Here is a 19,086-nt window from a genome sequence, read left to right as displayed (position 1 = left end):
CGCTTTGCTTCTTCAGGTTTTTTCTGCCTTCTCCGTTCCAGCGTGAACACATAATCAACCTATACTTTTAGAGAGTAGAATAATTCAAAACCTTAATATATTAGTCGTTCAAGCCAAGCTTTTTGAAGATCGTGTCTACGTGCTTCAGGTGCCATGATGGGTTGAACGCATCTGCAATTTCTTCTTCGTTCAGCACTTCCGTGATTTCCGGTGTGGATTTCACGATATCCTGGAACTGGCGTTGTTCTTCCCATGCTTGCATCGCACGTGGTTGAACGGTATCGTATGCTTGCTCGCGGCTGAAACCTTTATCGATCAGCTTGGTCATGATGCGACCGGAGAATGGTACCCCGTAGGTGCGCTCCATGTTACGTTTCATGTTCTCAGGGAATACCGTCAGGTTCTTCACGATGTTACCAAAACGGTTCAGCATGTAGTTCAGCAGCATCGTTGCATCCGGCAGAATGATACGTTCTACGGAAGAATGTGAGATGTCGCGTTCATGCCAAAGTGTTACGTTCTCGTATGCGGATACCATATGTCCGCGAATGACGCGGGACAGACCGGAGATGTTTTCACTACCGATCGGGTTACGCTTGTGCGGCATCGCAGAAGATCCTTTTTGACCTTTAGCAAAAGCTTCTTCCACTTCACGGAATTCACTCTTCTGCAGTGCACGTACCTCTGTAGCGAACTTGTCCAGGGACGTTGCGATCAACGCCAGTGTAGCCATATATTCTGCGTGACGGTCACGTTGCAATGTTTGAGTTGAGATTGGCGCAGGTTTCGTGCCCAACTTCTCGCAGACAAACTCTTCAACAAACGGATCGATGTTCGCGTACGTTCCTACTGCGCCTGAGATTTTGCCGTACTGTACATTGTCTGCTGCATGACGGAAACGCTCCAGGTTCCGTTTCATCTCTTCATGCCACAATGCCATTTTCAGACCAAATGTTGTTGGCTCTGCATGTACACCGTGCGTACGTCCCATCATTGGTGTGTGCTGATAAGCCAATGCTTTTTCACGAAGAATTTCAATGAAATTCACGATATCCTTTTCCAGAATCTCATTCGCTTGACGCAGTACATAACCCAGAGCCGTATCCACGACATCTGTGGAAGTCAGTCCGTAGTGCACCCATTTCCGCTCTGCACCCAGACTTTCAGATACCGTACGTGTAAATGCGATAACGTCATGACGTGTTTCCTTTTCAATCTCATAGATGCGATCGATGTCAAAAGATGCGTTCTGACGAAGCAATGCTGCTTCTTCCTTAGGGATTACACCCAGTTCGGCCCACGCCTCACATGCACAAATTTCAACTTCCAGCCACGATTGGAATTTGTTCTCTTCGGTCCAGATGGCTCTCATTTCGGGTCTGCTATAACGTTCAATCATGAATTTGTATTCCTCCAGAGGTTAGTTTGTTCAATCCATTGCAATCCTTCTTCAACATCCTGACAGAGCAGATTCACATGCCCCATCTTCCGTCCTGTTTTTGCTTCGGTTTTACCATATATATGAAGCTTGGGAATCACACCGAGTTCTATCGCTTCTGCATCAGGTTGCCCTGTTCTGGCGATAATGCCTTCCAGATGTTCTCCAAGCACATTGACCATAACAACCGGACTCAATAACGAAGTGTCCCCAAGTGGTAATCCGCAGATCGCACGGATATGTTGTTCGAACTGAGAAGTCGCACAAGCTTCCATCGTATAGTGACCGGAATTATGTGGTCTTGGTGCCAGTTCGTTGACGTACAGTCTTCCATCCGCCGCTACAAACAGTTCCACAGCCAGCAGCCCAACAGCCTTCATCGATTCTGCTATCGCTGCTGCCAGCTTTTGAGCTTCAATCTGGATATCTGCGGCAACTCTAGCCGGTACAATTGAAGCATGCAAAATGTTATTTACATGAATGTTCTCCGCTGGCGGGAACGTTTTGATCTCCCCATTTGTACTACGCGCTACAACGACCGATATTTCGCATTCAAACTTGATGAATTGTTCCAGCACCAGTTCCGCACCAGTAGCTGCAAGTTCTTCGTATGCCGCAACAGCCTGACTTGCTTCCCGGATGACCCGTTGACCTTTGCCATCGTAGCCTCCAGTCACCGTCTTCAGTACACACGGCACTCCAAGTTCGCTAACAGCAGCAAGCATCGTATCCACACTTGTGATCTCACGATAAGGCGCGACTCTTACTCCAGCAGCTTCGATCGCACGTTTTTCACGCAACCGATGTTGTGTGGTGTACAGTAACGCACTTCCTTGTGGAACGTAAGACTCACGCTCGAGCAGCCCAGCGACTTCTGCATCCACATTTTCGAATTCATACGTAATGACATCGCATTGCCGAGCCAGTTCAAGTGCAGCTTTGGCATCGTCATAACCAGCTTCAATCTGACGAGCAACTTGACCACAAGGCGCATCCGCAGTGGGATCAAGAGTAACGAATCGATACCCCATTGCCGTTCCTGCGAGCGTCATCATACGTCCGAGCTGTCCGCCCCCTAGAATGCCGATGGTTGTCTTCCCCGGCAGCAGGACATTTTTCAGCTCTCCTGCTATACCGGATTGGTTCCCTGTACTACTCATAGTTCTTCACTGCTTTCGAGTACTTCTTGTTTGATGCGCTCTCTTCGAGCTTCAGAGCGACGTTGGACATCCGGGTCAAAAGCACCGATCATTTGAGCTGCCAGCAATCCTGCATTGGTTGCCCCTGCCTTGCCAATCGCCACAGTTGCGACGGGAATACCACCAGGCATCTGAACAATGGACAACAAGGAATCGAGACCGTTCAATGCTTTGGATTGAACCGGTACGCCAATGACTGGAAGCATCGTTTTGGCGGCAACCATACCGGGTAGATGTGCTGCCCCGCCTGCCCCTGCAATGATCACCTTAAATCCTCGATCAATCGCCTGCTCTGCGTATTCAAACATCAGATCCGGTGTACGATGGGCGGAGACCACCTTTTTCTCATACCCAATCTCCAGTTCGTCCAGCACCTCGCACGCATGTTTCATCGTTTCCCAATCCGACTTGCTGCCCATAATTACAGCGACTTGCAGTGACATGAATACATCCAACTCCCGTCTGCGCTTTTTTGATTACATCTGACTATTAAGGAACTCTTATTACGTGTGAAATGAAAAAATCCGCTACCCGCGAAAACATCACATTTTCTCCGGACACCGGACTCCAAGAAATACGTATCCCTCATTTGGGCATGCCAAAAGGGGGCTTGCTGTCCGCATCTGGTTGCATGCGACTCTCAGCCGTATCTCCTCGTAGTCCGGAAATTTACGGTTCCCGGGTAGATACTTCCGGGCCCTATTCCCGGCGTTATACGAGCAAATATCTATCAAACTATCTTCGTTCATTTTTGTAATCTCTTATTACATATTTCGTTCCTACTCGACCTTATTCTTACCTGATCGACACATCTAACATTCTAACAATCCCCTACAGCTAATGTCAACTTAAAGACGAACATTTAACATATTGACAAATATAATGTTCGGGAATTGCTTCTTTAAATTCGCTTAACCATCCATTTCATCCCATAAAAGAAAGCCGGCTCCTCTTCAATCTCTCGAAGACAACCGGCTTCCTGCTTTTAGTGTGTTCACACACTTCATCCATTATTTTACGATCAGTACTGGAACCTGCGCATGCTGAACCACATTATGACTGACACTACCCAGGACAAATTCCCGAATACCACCCAGTCCACGGCTACCAATAATAATGATATCAGAATCATTTTCTTTGGCAAAATCAAGCAATACTTCCGCAGCTGCTCCTTGAATCAGGTCCACATTGGCCGTTACACCCGCAGCCTGAATTCGTTCTTTCGCTTCATCTGTTGTCTGCACCGCCAGATTGTAGTAGTCATTATTAAGTGAAGGTGGCAGTGGAGCCAACCCCTCACCGATGAATACACGCGGGAAATCAAAAGCATGAATGACATCCAGTACTGCATTTGGGGACACTTTAGCTAGCTCAATCGCACGATCAAGTGCTTTATTTGAAGCTTTGGAACCATCATAAGCCACTAATATTTTGGAAAATAACATGTGAATCCCGTCCCTTCCTTTATATGTAGAGCACGCGAAGCAAGCTTCGGTCTGACATGTAATAAACTAACAGTTAAATAACAGAACCATGTAACTCCTTAAACGTTCCGGAACCACAATGAACCATTTATACGAATGAATTTACATATCAGACGAATGAATGATACACCTTTCACTTCAGCGTAAGTCTTGTTCGAATGGTTACGCATTTGTTCCATGTGTTCATTGAATAAAGTAACCATAGATTACCGCATTTAAGAACAACAACAACGGAATGCCAATGGTGAAGCTGGGATGTTTAGTCTTATGCCTTTTCCGATACATCGCGATCCAGACTCCCAAAGCACCGCCTATAAATGCTAATAAGAATAACGTCCGTTCGGGTGTACGGTCACGACGCTGTTGTGCACGCCTCTTATCATCCGACATCACCATATAACCAACTACATTAATAAATAAAAACCACAATATAAGTCCGGTTTGCATATAATTCTAGCGATCCCCCTGTCCCGGGACATCTCCCTGTCTCCATTATAGTCCTCATCAGAGACATGTTCAACGCACCGGATAGGGAACCGCAATTTTGTGTAATAACGCTAACCTCGCTCTAACCTAGGACTCCTGTTTTGGAATACCGTTCAGGCTTGGTGCTCTTTTGGCTGCTTTGTCCGGGCGCACAGCGATACTCTCTTCCCGAATACTGTCTTTGTTTTGCTGGTTATGGATCTTCTCTGGTTTGTTATGCGGCATGTAGGTATCACCTCCTTGGCTTACGTTGCCTGAAAACGGAGGATCTTATACGACTTCAACTACCCTCAAGCGTGTTACTCTCCCTTTTTCTCCATAGCCGCCTTCAGCAGTTCACCCAGATTGGAACCGATGGACTCCTGCTTAGCATATTGTTTCACCAGCTTTTGCTGATCGCGTTTGTTCACATGCTGTTTATCCTTATCCAACGTTTCTGTAATACCACAAGGTAGACATTGTACGTATAACCCAGCCTTGCCTTCCTTGATTTCCATCTTTTTGTGGCACTGCGCACAACGACGATTGGAGAGTCTCTTCTCTGCCGAACGACGATACCCGCAGTCCTCGGTAGGACATACAAGAAACTTGCCGCGCTTGCCCTTCTTCTCCAGCAACCGTGCGTTACAGTCCGGGCAATGGCTATTGGACACATTATGCGGCTTGTACTCTGCTTTGCTGCCTTTTACCGTAGACACCAGCTCTTTCGCCATGGATCGGATACTATCCAGAAACGGCCCCGGTTTCCCTTGCCCACGAGCGATCCGCTCCAGTTCAGCTTCCCAGCGAGCAGTCAGATCCGGTGTACGAAGCTGAGGAGCAGCCAGTTCAATTAACTGTTTTCCTTTGCCAGTCGGGTGCATGCTGTTGCCTTGACGATCTATTGTATGGGAACTGACCAGCTTCTCGATAATATCCGCACGTGTAGCCGGAGTGCCGAGTCCATACTTTTCCATCTGGGAAAGCAAAGCAGCTTCGGTATACCGTTTGGGCGGCATCGTCCGTCCACTTTTAATATGGCAACGCTGAACCGTCACGGACTGTCCTTGCTGTACATCTGGCAAAAGATCACGCTCATGGTCTGCTGCATCGTCAGCCCGGTCATCGTCATCATCGCTGTAATCACCGCCATATACTTCACGCCATCCACTTTCTTTCACAGTTGTTCCTTTGACATGGAAGGAATCGCCCCCCACTTGAACCGTGATCGCAACCGAATCATACTTCGCTGCCGGATAGAATAGGCTGATAAAACGACGTACGATCAGATCGTACAGTTTGCGTTCCTCTGGATTCAATTGATTCAGAAGCACCGTCTGCTCCGTTGGGATAATCGCATGGTGATCCGTAACTTTGCTGTCATCCACAATACGTTTGGTGATATTCAGATTTTTGCGCAACAAAGGACGTGCCAAAGACGCATAAGATCCAATGGCTACACTATCCAGCCGTTCTTTCAACGTAGCTGTCATGTCCGAAGTGAGGTATCGACTGTCCGTACGCGGATACGTCACAAGCTTGTGCTGTTCATACAGACGTTGCAGGACATTTGATGTTTGCTTTGCAGAGAAACCATACTTCCGGTTGGCATCCCGTTGTAGTTCCGTCAGATCATATGCCAGTGGATGTGGCTCTACTTTCTCGCTTTTCTTCACCTGGGCAATCGTGCCCTTGCGCCCATCTACCCGTTTCTTCAATTCCTGCGTTTCCTGAGGGTCAAAGATTCGCGAATCTCCCCCAGTTGCCCGCCACACAGCCTGAAAATCTCCCAAATCTGCCGTTAACGTCTCATACTCCTGCGAGCGGAAACCGGTAATTTCATTTTCCCTATCCATAATCATGCCTAATGTCGGGGTTTGTACACGTCCAGCTGATAACTGCGCATTAAAACGAACGGTTAGTGCACGGGTCACGTTAAGTCCAATCATCCAGTCGGCTTCCGCCCGGCAGCGTGCAGATTCATAAAGACGGTCGAACTGACTACCTGGTTTCAGCGAAGCAAATCCGTCTTTGATCGCCTTATCTGTCTGGGATGAAATCCACAGGCGTTTAAAAGGTTTTTTCCACCCTGCCATCTGCATGATCCAACGTGCCAGCAATTCTCCCTCACGTGCTGCATCCGTCGCAATGACAAGCTCACCCACATCCTGACGCTTCATCAGCTGCTGCACGGCTTTATATTGATGGTTGGTCTCTTTAAGTACTTTCAGTTTCTTACGCTCTGGCAGAATGGGCAGGTCCTCCAGATTCCATGTGGCATACTTTTTGTCGTAATCCTCTGGTTCAGCTAATCCCACCAGATGTCCAAGCGCCCAGGTAACGATATATTTCGGGCCTTCCATATAACTTTTATGTTTATCACGCGCACCCATAACTCTGGCTATTTCGCGTGCTACAGATGGTTTTTCTGCGAGTACCAATGTCTTCACTTCATATCTCTTCCTCTCTGGTAGAACGTTATGTCTCTTTTATCCCTATCTTTTCATTATATCATTTCACACTAAAGGTATGCTCTGTCATCTCTACTTCCTAACTAATCGCATCATGTAACCTCATGTTTAATCAACATATCGAGTTCGTGTTATATTTCTTCACATTATAATATGTAATAGTTTTTCTGAGTACATGTAAACAGAAGCATGAATAAGTATTAACACTGTAAAGTATTGATGTATACGTTTTTTTGGATAAATATAAACCTTGTAAGATTACCTGACATAACTATACAATGTGTCAAAGCATAGAAACAGAATCGCTGCTAACACATCAATGAGACACAGGAAGGGAGCGTGGATGCATGACTTATCATGGATCTGTATTGAAAAAAAGTGGGGCTTTGTTACTGGCAGGTGCTGTTGTTGCCACAACATGGGGAGGAACGGTACATTCGGCATCAGCTGCAACGGCAACGCCTACGAGTAAAACAACAGTAGCAGCTGTATCCAAAGGAAAAGCGCCTGCTACTCCGGCAGCATTTGTTCAGGCTATGGAAGAAGCGGCTACACTTGCAGGTGTTCCTTTTACCATGGACAAGCTCTCCAGCACAACCGTACAACGTAAAGATGCTGCGGTCGCCTTGCAACAATGGCTCAAGCTGGATTCGACTACCGAATCATTCAAGGATGTCCCGGATGAAGCCACTTTCGCAGGTGCTGTTGGTGCATTGAATACTGCGGGGTTGATGAAAGGTTATACGGAATCCCTCTTCCTTCCAAACGCTGTACTTACCGAGAATGACCTCTCCATACTGAAAGACCGCATTTATAACTACATAAAACCGTTTGTCCTGGAGGAAGCAACCATTATGGATCTCCAGACTGCAATGACGCAAGGAAAACTGACATCAAAAGAGCTGGTTCAGAAATATCTGGACCGCATTGAGAAATACGATGATCAAGGTGTAAGCATCAACGCCGTATTAACCCTGAACCCGGATGCACTCCAAATTGCGGAGCAATTGGATGAAGAACGTGCAGCCCAAGGTGCCCGCGGGCCTCTGCATGGCGTTCCGGTTTTGGTAAAAGACAATTTCGATACCAATGATATGCCGACAACCGCAGGCTGTATCTGTCTGAAAGATTCCGTCCCTGCTCACGATGCTGAACAAGTGAAGAAACTCAAAGCAGCTGGCGCCATTATTTTGGGCAAAACAAACCTGCATGAATTCGCATTTGGCATCACGACATCCAGCTCATTGGGTGGACAAACGCTGAACCCATACGCCCTGGACCATTATCCAGGTGGCTCAAGCGGTGGAACAGGTGCAGCCATTGCATCAAACTTTGCTGCAGCCGGCATGGGTACAGACACTGGCGGTTCGATCCGAATCCCATCCAGCTTCAACAGCCTTGTGGGTATCCGCCCAACCATCGGACTGTCCAGCCGTGAAGGCATTATCCCACTGGCTTTGACACAGGATGTAGGTGGACCTATGGCTCGTACGGTAAGTGACGCTGCAATTATGCTGGATGCTACAGCCCGCTATGATAAAAAGGATGTCGCTACAGCCTACGCGGTTGGCAAAATTCCATCCAGCTATACAGACTTCTTGGATGTAAACGGACTGAAAGGTGCACGCATCGGTGTGGCCACAGAACTCATCCCAAGTACCAAAGCTGAAGAAAAAGCCGTTGCTGACGTGATCAACACCGCTGTGGAAGAACTGAAGACACTGGGCGCTACCGCAGTTCCCATTTCCATCCCGAACTTGACTGAGATCAACAAATACCCAAGTCTCAGCGGATATGAATTCAAGTTCCAACTGAATGACTATCTGGACTCATTGGGTGCAAACGCTCCATATCACAGTCTGTCCGAGATCATCGCTTCCGGAGAGTTTGATAAGTCACAAGAACAATCCATGAAGACTCGGGATGCACGCCAAACGTTGGAGACTACCGAATACAAGGACATCGTCCTGAAACGCACCCAAGTTACACGTGAGTCCCTGCTGAAAGTTATGGCAGACAACAACCTGGATGCCATCATCTATCCTACGTCCACACAAGCCGCTGGTGTTATTGGCGAAGGACAAAACTCCGGTGGTAACAACCGTCTGAGTCCATTCTCCGGCTTCCCGGCAATCACTGTACCTGCCGGTTTCACAACTGATGGTTTGCCAGTAGGCATGGAATTCCTTGGTCGAGCCTTTGATGAAGGAACCTTGATAAAGCTGGCTTACAGCTACGAACAAGGAACTCATCACCGCCAAGCGCCTAAGCTTACGCCGTAAAATATTTATGGAATTAAGCAATCCAGTTAACAAAAAAATAAATGCAATCATATCACTTTTTTGAAACGAGTTAACCCAATAAAGAGACCACCCTCTTCATGACTGCATGAAGTTTGGGTGGTCTCTTTTTTTCTCTATTTATTTTTGTGTTGCACAGTCATAAGTTACTCATTCCTGAATCTTGTCCGGCACGCCCCATTTCAGCACCAGGCCTGCGTATGTCAGACCACCGCCAAAGCCAAAGAGAGCTATGCTCTGTCCTTCTTTCAACTTCCCTTCATCCACTGCAAGCTGTAAAGCAAGCGGAATGGAAGCAGCAGATGTGTTCCCCCGATACTCGACACTGGTTAAAGTACGTTCCAAAGGAACCGGACCACGTTCGCAAACAGCTTCAATCATTCTCATGTTGGCACTATGCGGGACAAACCAGTCAATCTGGTCAGGGCTTAATTCAGCTTTCGTTATAAGTTTACCCAATTGCTCTGGAATCGTCCGTACAGCCCACTTATAAATCTCTCGCCCATTCTGAACTAAACAACCTTCGCCCTGTAAAGGCACACCATTCATCTCCGAAGACAGACCACTCTTATAGAGATGTACACCGCCTTCTCCATGTGTACCTGATATGGCTGCCATAAAGTCACCCTCAGCAACCGATGATCTCTCCACCAAGAAGGCCCCCGCTCCATCACCAAACAATACACAAGTCGTGCGGTCTGTGTAATCCGTAATTTTGGATAACGTCTCTGCTCCAATAACCAGTACTTTGCGGTACATTCCACTGGTCACCAGACTGTCAGCTAGTTGTAGCCCGTAGGTAAAACCTGCGCATGCAGCATTTAAATCCAGTACACCCGTGTGTGGGATCTTAAGACTAGCCTGTACTCTGGATGCGGTACTTGGGAAAGCATATTCAGGTGTACTTGTAGCCACAAGGATCATATCCACATCTTCTACACTTACATCATAACGACGTATCATATCTTCTACAGCCTTCGTAGCCAGGTCAGATACAAATTGATCTTCAGCTGCAATTCGCCGTTCTCTCATACCAGTACGCTGTACAATCCATTCGTCACTTGTCTCGACCAATTTCTCCAGATCAGCATTCGTTAATATTCGATCCGGTACATACGTCCCCATTGCCGTGATGGTTGCCTTTGATTGATGATTCATACCGGTAGTCACCTCACTTGTTTTTTATCATTATAGCACTAAGTCTTAGTACTTGGTACTAATTTTATAAAATATTTATGATGATTCTTTCGTTAGTTGTTTATTTTAAAGTGATCTCTTCATCCTATTACCCAGAGCAATACAAACGATGGCATGCATTTTCGATGAAGAATTGTGGATATTCCCTGACTAACATGAAGAATGCCTTAATTATATGCGTTTTTTATAGACAGCTCATTCAAACAGGAGGAAAATAAACAAATTGCCCTACATTACTAAAGAATAGAGATGATCTATATCCATGAAAAAAGAATTAAATATCCTTGCCATTTCCGGAAGTCTGCGCAATCAGTCCTCCAATACGTTACTAATGCATGCCATGATTAAACTGGCTCACACTAACCTTAAGTTTGAAGTATATGATGGATTAAATGATCTGCCGCATTTTAACCCTGACCTCGATGTCGAGGAGGGTCCAGTGTCCGTACAGAACTTGAGAGCCCAACTTAAGCATTCGGACGGTGTCCTTATCTGCACGCCAGAGTATGGAAACGGCGTTCCTGGGGTCTTAAAAAACGCACTAGATTGGGTTGTATCTTCTGGAGAATGGCTCAATAAACCCACCATTGTCATTGCTGCTTCCCCAAGCCCCATGGGAGGTGACAAAGCCCATGCTTCCTTATTGCTCACACTAAACATGATTAATGCACAAGTTCTACAGGAGGGCTGTTTAACCATTCCTCATATTACATTGAAAATGAACAAACAAGGCGTCATCATTGATTCGGAAACCCAGCATGCATTGCAGAACTCCCTTACAATCCTTGGGGAGGCTTGCAACCAAATGAAAGTATAGACAGATGTTGTACTTAAATCGATGATAGAGAAGAAATGACCCTTTTAAAGTTATTTGACATTCTCATAAATATTTAAATAGTAAACAGCCTTGGTTATTTACCAGGGCTGTTAAGGTTTATATAAGTATTTAGGATTAAAATAAAAAAGACACACTCGATATCATCAAGTGTGTCTTTAGATTGCTTGGCGGCGTCCTACTCTCCCAGGACCCTGCGGTCCAAGTACCATCGGCGCTAGAGGGCTTAACGGTCGTGTTCGGGATGGGTACGTGTGGAACCCCTCCGCCATCGCCACCAAACGCATAGCTTAGCTTACATTTCAGAGATCGTTCTCTGAAAACTAGATTCGAAACGAAACATACGAATTATCACTTGCTATTGGATAAGCCCTCGACCGATTAGTACTGGTCAGCTCCATGCATTGCTGCACTTCCACCCCCAGCCTATCTACCTCGTCGTCTTCAAGGGGTCTTACATACTGGGAAATCTCATCTTGAGGGGGGCTTCACGCTTAGATGCTTTCAGCGTTTATCCCGTCCGTACATAGCTACCCAGCGGTGCTCCTGGCGGAACAACTGGTACACCAGCGGTACGTCCATCCCGGTCCTCTCGTACTAAGGACAGCTCCTCTCAAATTTCCTACGCCCACGACAGATAGGGACCGAACTGTCTCACGACGTTCTGAACCCAGCTCGCGTACCGCTTTAATGGGCGAACAGCCCAACCCTTGGGACCTACTTCAGCCCCAGGATGCGATGAGCCGACATCGAGGTGCCAAACCTCCCCGTCGATGTGGACTCTTGGGGGAGATAAGCCTGTTATCCCCAGGGTAGCTTTTATCCGTTGAGCGATGGCCCTTCCATGCGGTACCACCGGATCACTAAGCCCGACTTTCGTCCCTGCTCGACTTGTAGGTCTCGCAGTCAAGCTCCCTTATGCCTTTGCACTCTTCGAATGATTTCCAACCATTCTGAGGGAACCTTTGGGCGCCTCCGTTACTCTTTAGGAGGCGACCGCCCCAGTCAAACTGCCCACCTGACACTGTCCCCGCACCGGATTACGGTACCAGGTTAGAACCTAGATACGATCAGGGTGGTATCCCAACGTTGCCTCCACGCAAGCTGGCGCTCACGTTTCAAAGGCTCCCACCTATCCTGTACAGATCGTACCCAAATTCAATATCAAGCTGCAGTAAAGCTCCATGGGGTCTTTCCGTCTTGTCGCGGGTAACCTGCATCTTCACAGGTATTAAAATTTCACCGGATCTCTCGTTGAGACAGCGCCCAAGTCGTTACGCCATTCGTGCGGGTCAGAATTTACCTGACAAGGAATTTCGCTACCTTAGGACCGTTATAGTTACGGCCGCCGTTTACTGGGGCTTCGGTTCACAGCTTCGGATTGCTCCTAACCACTCCCCTTAACCTTCCAGCACCGGGCAGGCGTCAGCCCGTATACTTCGCCTTACGGCTTCGCACAGACCTGTGTTTTTGCTAAACAGTCGCTTGGGCCTTTTCACTGCGGCCCCCTCGTGCTATTCACACTACCGGGGCACCCCTTCTCCCGAAGTTACGGGGTCATTTTGCCGAGTTCCTTAACGAGAGTTCTTCCGCGCGCCTTAGAATACTCTTCTCGCCTACCTGTGTCGGTTTGCGGTACGGGCACCATCACCTGGCTAGAGGCTTTTCTTGGCAGTGTGAGATCATGACCTTCGCTACTATAATTTTCGCTCCCCATCACAGCTCAGCCTTACAATGTGCGGATTTGCCTACACATCAGCCTTACTGCTTAGACGGACATCCATCAGTCCGCGTCACTACCCTACTGCGTCCCCCCATTGCTCATAACGGCTTACGGTGGTACAGGAATTTCGACCTGTTGTCCTTCGACTACGCCTTTCGGCCTCGCCTTAGGTCCCGACTTACCCTGAGCGGACGAGCCTTCCTCAGGAACCCTTAGGCTTTCGGCGGATCAGATTCTCACTGATCTTTTCGTTACTCATACCGGCATTCTCACTTGTATAATGTCCAGCGCTCCTTACGGTACACCTTCAACCCTTATACAACGCTCCCCTACCCCTGATGCAAAGCATCAAGCCATAGCTTCGGTGGTGTGTTTAGCCCCGTTACATTTTCGGCGCAGAGTCACTCGACCAGTGAGCTATTACGCACTCTTTCAATGATGGCTGCTTCTAAGCCAACATCCTGGTTGTCTGTGCAACTCCACATCCTTTCCCACTTAACACACACTTGGGGACCTTAGCTGATGGTCTGGGCTGTTTCCCTTTTGACAATGGATCTTAGCACTCACTGTCTGACTCCCGGAAGTAAGTCTATGGCATTCGGAGTTTGACTGAGCTTGGTAACCCTTGCGGGCCCCGCACCCAATCAGTGCTCTACCTCCACGACTCTGTTTTCCGAGGCTAGCCCTAAAGCTATTTCGGGGAGAACCAGCTATCTCCGAGTTCGATTGGAATTTCTCCGCTACCCCCACCTCATCCCCGCATTTTTCAACATGCGTGGGTTCGGGCCTCCAGTGCGTGTTACCGCACCTTCACCCTGGACAGGGGTAGATCACCCGGTTTCGGGTCTACGTCCACGTACTAAGTCGCCCTATTCAGACTCGCTTTCGCTGCGGCTCCGGCTCTTCACCTTAACCTTGCACGGGAACGTAACTCGCCGGTTCATTCTACAAAAGGCACGCCATCACCCCTAAAACGGGCTCTGACTTTTTGTAAGCACACGGTTTCAGGTTCTATTTCACTCCCCTTCCGGGGTGCTTTTCACCTTTCCCTCACGGTACTGCTTCACTATCGGTCGCTAGGAAGTATTTAGCCTTGGCAGATGGTCCTGCCGGATTCATACGGGGTTTCACGTGCCCCGCACTACTCGGGATCCGTCTCGGAGGGAACCAACTTTCAACTACAGGGCTTTTACCTTCTTTGGCGGGCCTTTCCAGACCTCTTCGCTTAACCGGTTCCTTTGTAACTCCATGTGAGACGTCCCACAACCCCAAAGAGCAAGCTCTCTGGTTTGGGCTTCTCCGCGTTCGCTCGCCGCTACTGACGGAATCACTATTGTTTTCTCTTCCTCAGGGTACTTAGATGTTTCAGTTCCCCTGGTATGCCTCTACACAACCTATGTATTCAGTTGTGAGTAACTGGAAATTACCCCAGCTGGGTTTCCCCATTCGGACACCCCCGGATCAAAGCTTGCTTACAGCTCCCCGAGGCAGTTTCGTTGTTCGCCACGTCCTTCATCGGCTCCTAGCGCCTAGGCATCCTCCGTGTGCTCTTAGTAGCTTAACCTCGTTCTCCGGTTTCGACTGCTCGCTTCCCTTGGTTTGCTTGCGCAAAGCCAAAAGTCGCTCCCATTCGATACCATCGTACGTGCAATCTACCGTTTTTATTGAAACTTGTTTAACACAAGTTCAGCTAAAAAGGAATGTTCTAATTCGCGTTTGTTTCGTTTCGATATCTAGTTTTCAAAGAACAAGCTCCATGCAAAAGCAAGCTGTTTGAGAGTTTGAGCTCTCAAAACTGAGCAACGAGTGAGTGTTTTGCAGCTAAGCTGCGTATTTGAATGTTTCCGTTGCAGGAAACGATTCTCCATAGAAAGGAGGTGATCCAGCCGCACCTTCCGATACGGCTACCTTGTTACGACTTCACCCCAATCATCTATCCCACCTTCGGCGGCTGGCTCCTTGCGGTTACCCCACCGACTTCGGGTGTTATAAACTCTCGTGGTGTGACGGGCGGTGTGTACAAGACCCGGGAACGTATTCACCGCGGCATGCTGATCCGCGATTACTAGCAATTCCGACTTCATGCAGGCGAGTTGCAGCCTGCAATCCGAACTGAGACCGGCTTTGTTGGGATTGGCTCCATCTCGCGATTTCGCAGCCCGTTGTACCGGCCATTGTAGTACGTGTGTAGCCCAGGTCATAAGGGGCATGATGATTTGACGTCATCCCCACCTTCCTCCGGTTTGTCACCGGCAGTCTATCTAGAGTGCCCATCCGAAATGCTGGCAACTAAATATAAGGGTTGCGCTCGTTGCGGGACTTAACCCAACATCTCACGACACGAGCTGACGACAACCATGCACCACCTGTCTTGAATGTTCCGAAGAAAAGGTACATCTCTGCACCGGTCATTCAGATGTCAAGACCTGGTAAGGTTCTTCGCGTTGCTTCGAATTAAACCACATACTCCACTGCTTGTGCGGGTCCCCGTCAATTCCTTTGAGTTTCAGTCTTGCGACCGTACTCCCCAGGCGGAGTGCTTAATGTGTTAACTTCGGCACCAAGGGTATCGAAACCCCTAACACCTAGCACTCATCGTTTACGGCGTGGACTACCAGGGTATCTAATCCTGTTTGCTCCCCACGCTTTCGCGCCTCAGCGTCAGTTACAGCCCAGAGAGTCGCCTTCGCCACTGGTGTTCCTCCACATATCTACGCATTTCACCGCTACACGTGGAATTCCACTCTCCTCTTCTGCACTCAAGTCACCCAGTTTCCAGTGCGATCCGGGGTTGAGCCCCGGGATTAAACACCAGACTTAAATGACCGCCTGCGCGCGCTTTACGCCCAATAATTCCGGACAACGCTTGCCCCCTACGTATTACCGCGGCTGCTGGCACGTAGTTAGCCGGGGCTTTCTTCTCAGGTACCGTCACCTTGAGAGCAGTTACTCTCCCAAGCGTTCTTCCCTGGCAACAGAGCTTTACGATCCGAAAACCTTCATCACTCACGCGGCATTGCTCCGTCAGGCTTTCGCCCATTGCGGAAGATTCCCTACTGCTGCCTCCCGTAGGAGTCTGGGCCGTGTCTCAGTCCCAGTGTGGCCGATCACCCTCTCAGGTCGGCTACGCATCGTCGCCTTGGTGAGCCGTTACCTCACCAACTAGCTAATGCGCCGCAGGCCCATCCCCAAGTGACAGATTGCTCCGTCTTTCCAGTTTCCTTCAGGCGAAGAAAACAATTATTCGGTATTAGCTACCGTTTCCGGTAGTTGTCCCAAACTTGAGGGCAGGTTGCCTACGTGTTACTCACCCGTCCGCCGCTAACCATCCGAGAAGCAAGCTTCTCTTCAAGTCCGCTCGACTTGCATGTATTAGGCATGCCGCCAGCGTTCGTCCTGAGCCAGGATCAAACTCTCCAATAAAGTATTGAAAAGAGCGATAAGCTCATTTTGAATCTGACGAGATTAAAAATCTCATTTGTGCTCCAGCCGATTCAAACCAAGGCTTGTTTCAAACTTTCGCGTTCATTCTGCAAGCAGAATGTTTACTCACTCGTTGTTCAGTTTTCAAAGATCAAACTTATTTCGTTACCGAATGTTGTTCTCTTCAGCAACTCTTATATAATATCATGTCCGAACCAACTTTGCAAGCTCTTTTTTTAAGTTTCTTTCGAAGCTTATTTCAATCGCTTGCCGCACCGTGTATCTCGTGTTTTTTTGGCCGGAAATAGAATATACCATGTACAGTTGTGGAACGCAAGTCTTTTTTCGATAAACATTAAATTCTTATGAAATGAGTACCCTGTAGACCTTTTAACAAGTATCTCCTTATAACCAGCTAAATGATACATCTGCGCATTAACTTTAATGATCGAAGTAATTAACTCACATACCCAAAAAAGTTTTTCATATGATTCCTAATCCAATTATAGAGAAATCAAGTTGTATACAGTACAGACTCATCGCGTTATAGAACCTATTAACCGATGATTTCATCGGTTAAACAACCAACAGATCATAGAACATTATACTCATTCCTTCTATATAGAAGGAAAACATTTTTGAAATTCATTTTGCTCAAGAAAAGAATACAAAAAAAGCGAAAGCTCCGGGTCTAATCCCGTGGCTTCCGCTTCTTTCATATATAAGGTATCAAACTTATCTCCGTATTCTTCATTAAACCTAATGTACGCTTACTCCCCGCCAATAAATACGTATCGGCAGACTACAATGAGCGCCAAGATCCACATAAGCCAGTGAATTTTCACTTTACGCTCTGTAACCAAGTTACTGAACACCGCCAGAATCACATAAGATACGATACCTGCGGAGATCCCGTTTGCGATTCCACCTGTGAAAGGCATCAATACAATGGTAAGGAATGCAGGGAAAGCTTGCAGGAAATCATCCCACTCAATGCTGCGCACTTGACTCATCATAAGTACACCCACGATGATCAATGCCGGAGCCGTCGCAGCGGATGGAACAACCAGCGCAAGCGGTGCGATAAACAGGGCTAAAATGAACAACAAACCTGTCGTTACCGAAGTCAGTCCTGTACGTCCACCTGCCTCAACACCTGAAGCACTTTCAACGTATGCCGTAATGGTACTTGTACCTAGTGCAGCACCTGCGCTGACACCAACTGCATCGACGAGCATCGCTTTACCGATCGTTTTCTCGCCTTTTTTCTTATCCTTCATAATCCCCATACGTGTTGCAGTACCTACCATCGTACCAAACGTGTCGAACAATTCAACGAAGGTAAAGATGAAGATGATCTCGAACAATCCGAGACTGATGGCACCTTTCAAATCCAGCTGTCCAACCGCCAGATCACTGAAGTTAGGCAACCAGCTTGCGCCTGAAAGACCACTCAGATTCGTAACTCCCATCGGAATACCAATCAGCGTTGTTGCTACGATCCCGATCAGCAGAGCGCCTTTGACGCGCATAACCATCAGAATAGCAATAAGGAGCAAACCAATCAGGGCCAGCAACGCATCGTGATGTGTTACAAAGTTGCCCAATGACAAGTTAAAACTGCTACCCGGAATCGGCTGACTCAGATCTGCGTCTGGTGCAACATTAACTGTTACAGCCACGAGATTAGCAAGTTTGAAACCAATAATGGTAATAAAGAGACCGATACCCACCGTAATGGCCATTTTGATTGACTGCGGAACTGCAACAAGCAGCATTTGACGAATCTTCGTCACGGTCAAAATAATGAACACAATACCGGAAAGGAATACCGCTCCGAGAGCTGCTTGCCAAGTAATCGCTCCATTCGAACTTAGAACGACAGTCATGAAGTACGCATTCAGCCCCATACCTGGTGCAAGTGCGATCGGAATATTCACGAACAATCCCATAATAATAGTCATTAATCCGGCGCCGACGGCTGTTGCAAAGAATACTGCATTATCCGACATCCCCGCACCGGCTTGTCCCAAGAACAACGTATTTACAAAAAGAATGTAAGCCATTGTCATAAACGTAGTGAGACCCGCAACAATCTCCGTTCTAACGTTTGTTCCGTTTTCTTTTAATTTAAAGAAACGATCCATAATTACTAACTCCCCCTTAGAGATGTTGAAGCCATATTGAAAAACGACAAATGACCCTGATGAAGATTCTTCACCCAGGGTTCAGCTGACAAGGAGTGGCATGATGCCTTTACTAAGAACAAAAAAAATTCTAATGTGCGTGATGTCCCCGCAATCATGTAGAATTCATGTGCTTAGCCTTCTCCTCTTCGTAGCCAGATCATTAGGGTGATCTCGTAGAGACTCCCGGGCCAATCCCCAGGATTATACGAATAAGTATGCGCTATTTGTTTGTTTCCCATCACTATTTTAGGAGGGCAGTATGTTTTTGTCAATGAGAAAAACGAATATTAATATCAAGCTTTTAGAATATCGTTCGTATTATTTAACAGATTGAACCAGTTCAGCGGTTTACAACCCAATTG

General features: G+C 47.6%; 11 protein-coding genes, 3 rRNA genes and 2 riboswitches. Of the genes, 2 read left to right on the top strand and 12 right to left on the bottom strand.

The genetic code is table 11. The features are described from left to right. Positions 1-100: 100 nt before the first annotated feature. The 7 genes from purB to NST38_RS03805 form a co-directional block, all read right to left on the bottom strand. On the bottom strand, positions 101-1,399 hold the full coding sequence (gene purB / locus NST38_RS03835; RefSeq protein ID WP_036668399.1) for an adenylosuccinate lyase: 1,299 nt from the start codon (positions 1,397-1,399) through the stop codon (positions 101-103). Beyond that, positions 1,396-2,598 carry a 5-(carboxyamino)imidazole ribonucleotide synthase gene (gene purK / locus NST38_RS03830; RefSeq protein WP_076253840.1) on the bottom strand — a complete coding sequence of 401 codons (1,203 nt, stop codon included), beginning with the start codon at positions 2,596-2,598 and terminating at the stop codon, positions 1,396-1,398. The genes purB and purK overlap by 4 nt, the downstream gene beginning before the upstream one ends. Further along, complete coding sequence (gene purE, locus NST38_RS03825; RefSeq protein WP_017690699.1) at positions 2,595-3,080, bottom strand: 5-(carboxyamino)imidazole ribonucleotide mutase; 486 nt, start codon at positions 3,078-3,080, stop codon at positions 2,595-2,597. The genes purK and purE overlap by 4 nt, the downstream gene beginning before the upstream one ends. A 194-nt stretch (positions 3,081-3,274) precedes the next feature. Then, a riboswitch (purine riboswitch) is annotated at positions 3,275-3,376 on the bottom strand. A gap of 271 nt (positions 3,377-3,647) precedes the next feature. Further along, complete coding sequence (locus NST38_RS03820; RefSeq protein ID WP_047840488.1) at positions 3,648-4,082, bottom strand: universal stress protein; 435 nt, start codon at positions 4,080-4,082, stop codon at positions 3,648-3,650. 222 nt (positions 4,083-4,304) lie between these two features. Beyond that, entirely contained in the window at positions 4,305-4,568 is a 264-nt protein-coding gene (locus NST38_RS03815; protein WP_076253841.1) for a DUF1294 domain-containing protein, read from the bottom strand. Between the two features lie 126 nt (positions 4,569-4,694). Then, a complete protein-coding gene (locus tag NST38_RS03810; protein ID WP_017690703.1) occupies positions 4,695-4,832 on the bottom strand; it encodes a hypothetical protein in 138 nt (45 codons plus the stop codon). A 74-nt stretch (positions 4,833-4,906) separates the two neighbouring features. Beyond that, positions 4,907-7,036, bottom strand: coding sequence for a DNA topoisomerase III (locus tag NST38_RS03805; RefSeq protein ID WP_076253842.1), 2,130 nt, complete (start codon positions 7,034-7,036; stop codon positions 4,907-4,909). A 368-nt stretch (positions 7,037-7,404) separates the two neighbouring features. On the opposite strand from NST38_RS03805, the gene NST38_RS03800 reads away from it, so the two are divergent. Continuing rightward, positions 7,405-9,339, top strand: coding sequence for an amidase family protein (locus NST38_RS03800; protein ID WP_076253843.1), 1,935 nt, complete (start codon positions 7,405-7,407; stop codon positions 9,337-9,339). 168 nt (positions 9,340-9,507) lie between these two features. Here NST38_RS03800 and NST38_RS03795 read toward each other — a convergent pair whose 3' ends face one another. Then, the gene (locus tag NST38_RS03795; protein ID WP_076253844.1) at positions 9,508-10,515 is read right to left on the bottom strand and encodes a ketoacyl-ACP synthase III; all 1,008 of its coding nucleotides are present in this window, start codon (positions 10,513-10,515) and stop codon (positions 9,508-9,510) included. A 301-nt stretch (positions 10,516-10,816) separates the two neighbouring features. On the opposite strand from NST38_RS03795, the gene NST38_RS03790 reads away from it, so the two are divergent. Continuing rightward, entirely contained in the window at positions 10,817-11,371 is a 555-nt protein-coding gene (locus tag NST38_RS03790; RefSeq protein WP_036668406.1) for an NADPH-dependent FMN reductase, read from the top strand. A 183-nt stretch (positions 11,372-11,554) separates the two neighbouring features. Here NST38_RS03790 and rrf read toward each other — a convergent pair. The 4 genes from rrf to NST38_RS03770 all read right to left on the bottom strand — a co-directional run bounded on the left by rrf (position 11,555) and on the right by NST38_RS03770 (position 18,682). Then, a 5S ribosomal RNA gene (rrf, locus tag NST38_RS03785) occupies positions 11,555-11,671 on the bottom strand. A gap of 79 nt (positions 11,672-11,750) precedes the next feature. Continuing rightward, positions 11,751-14,676: ribosomal RNA gene (locus tag NST38_RS03780) — 23S ribosomal RNA — on the bottom strand. A gap of 306 nt (positions 14,677-14,982) precedes the next feature. Beyond that, positions 14,983-16,535: ribosomal RNA gene (locus NST38_RS03775) — 16S ribosomal RNA — on the bottom strand. Together the 16S, 23S and 5S rRNA genes form the textbook arrangement of a ribosomal RNA operon. Positions 16,536-17,305: 770 nt before the next feature. Beyond that, positions 17,306-18,682: an NCS2 family permease gene (locus NST38_RS03770; RefSeq protein WP_047841443.1), complete on the bottom strand. Its 1,377-nt coding sequence runs from the start codon at positions 18,680-18,682 to the stop codon at positions 17,306-17,308. A gap of 171 nt (positions 18,683-18,853) precedes the next feature. Further along, positions 18,854-18,953: riboswitch (purine riboswitch) on the bottom strand. Positions 18,954-19,086: the final 133 nt, after the last annotated feature.

It is taken from the genome of Paenibacillus sp. FSL H8-0104 (assembly GCF_038050215.1).
Taxonomy (GTDB): domain Bacteria; phylum Bacillota; class Bacilli; order Paenibacillales; family Paenibacillaceae; genus Paenibacillus; species Paenibacillus amylolyticus.
This window is presented reverse-complemented; position numbering and strand designations above follow the sequence as displayed.

Coding starts and splice junctions, on each gene's coding strand:
- purB (WP_036668399.1), bottom strand. CDS start 1,399: ATGATTGAACGTTATAGCAGACCCGAAATGAGAGCCATCTGGACCGAA.
- purK (WP_076253840.1), bottom strand. CDS start 2,598: ATGAGTAGTACAGGGAACCAATCCGGTATAGCAGGAGAGCTGAAAAAT.
- purE (WP_017690699.1), bottom strand. CDS start 3,080: ATGTCACTGCAAGTCGCTGTAATTATGGGCAGCAAGTCGGATTGGGAA.
- NST38_RS03820 (WP_047840488.1), bottom strand. CDS start 4,082: ATGTTATTTTCCAAAATATTAGTGGCTTATGATGGTTCCAAAGCTTCA.
- NST38_RS03815 (WP_076253841.1), bottom strand. CDS start 4,568: ATGCAAACCGGACTTATATTGTGGTTTTTATTTATTAATGTAGTTGGT.
- NST38_RS03810 (WP_017690703.1), bottom strand. CDS start 4,832: ATGCCGCATAACAAACCAGAGAAGATCCATAACCAGCAAAACAAAGAC.
- NST38_RS03800 (WP_076253843.1), top strand. CDS start 7,405: ATGACTTATCATGGATCTGTATTGAAAAAAAGTGGGGCTTTGTTACTG.
- NST38_RS03795 (WP_076253844.1), bottom strand. CDS start 10,515: ATGAATCATCAATCAAAGGCAACCATCACGGCAATGGGGACGTATGTA.
- NST38_RS03790 (WP_036668406.1), top strand. CDS start 10,817: ATGAAAAAAGAATTAAATATCCTTGCCATTTCCGGAAGTCTGCGCAAT.
- NST38_RS03770 (WP_047841443.1), bottom strand. CDS start 18,682: ATGGATCGTTTCTTTAAATTAAAAGAAAACGGAACAAACGTTAGAACG.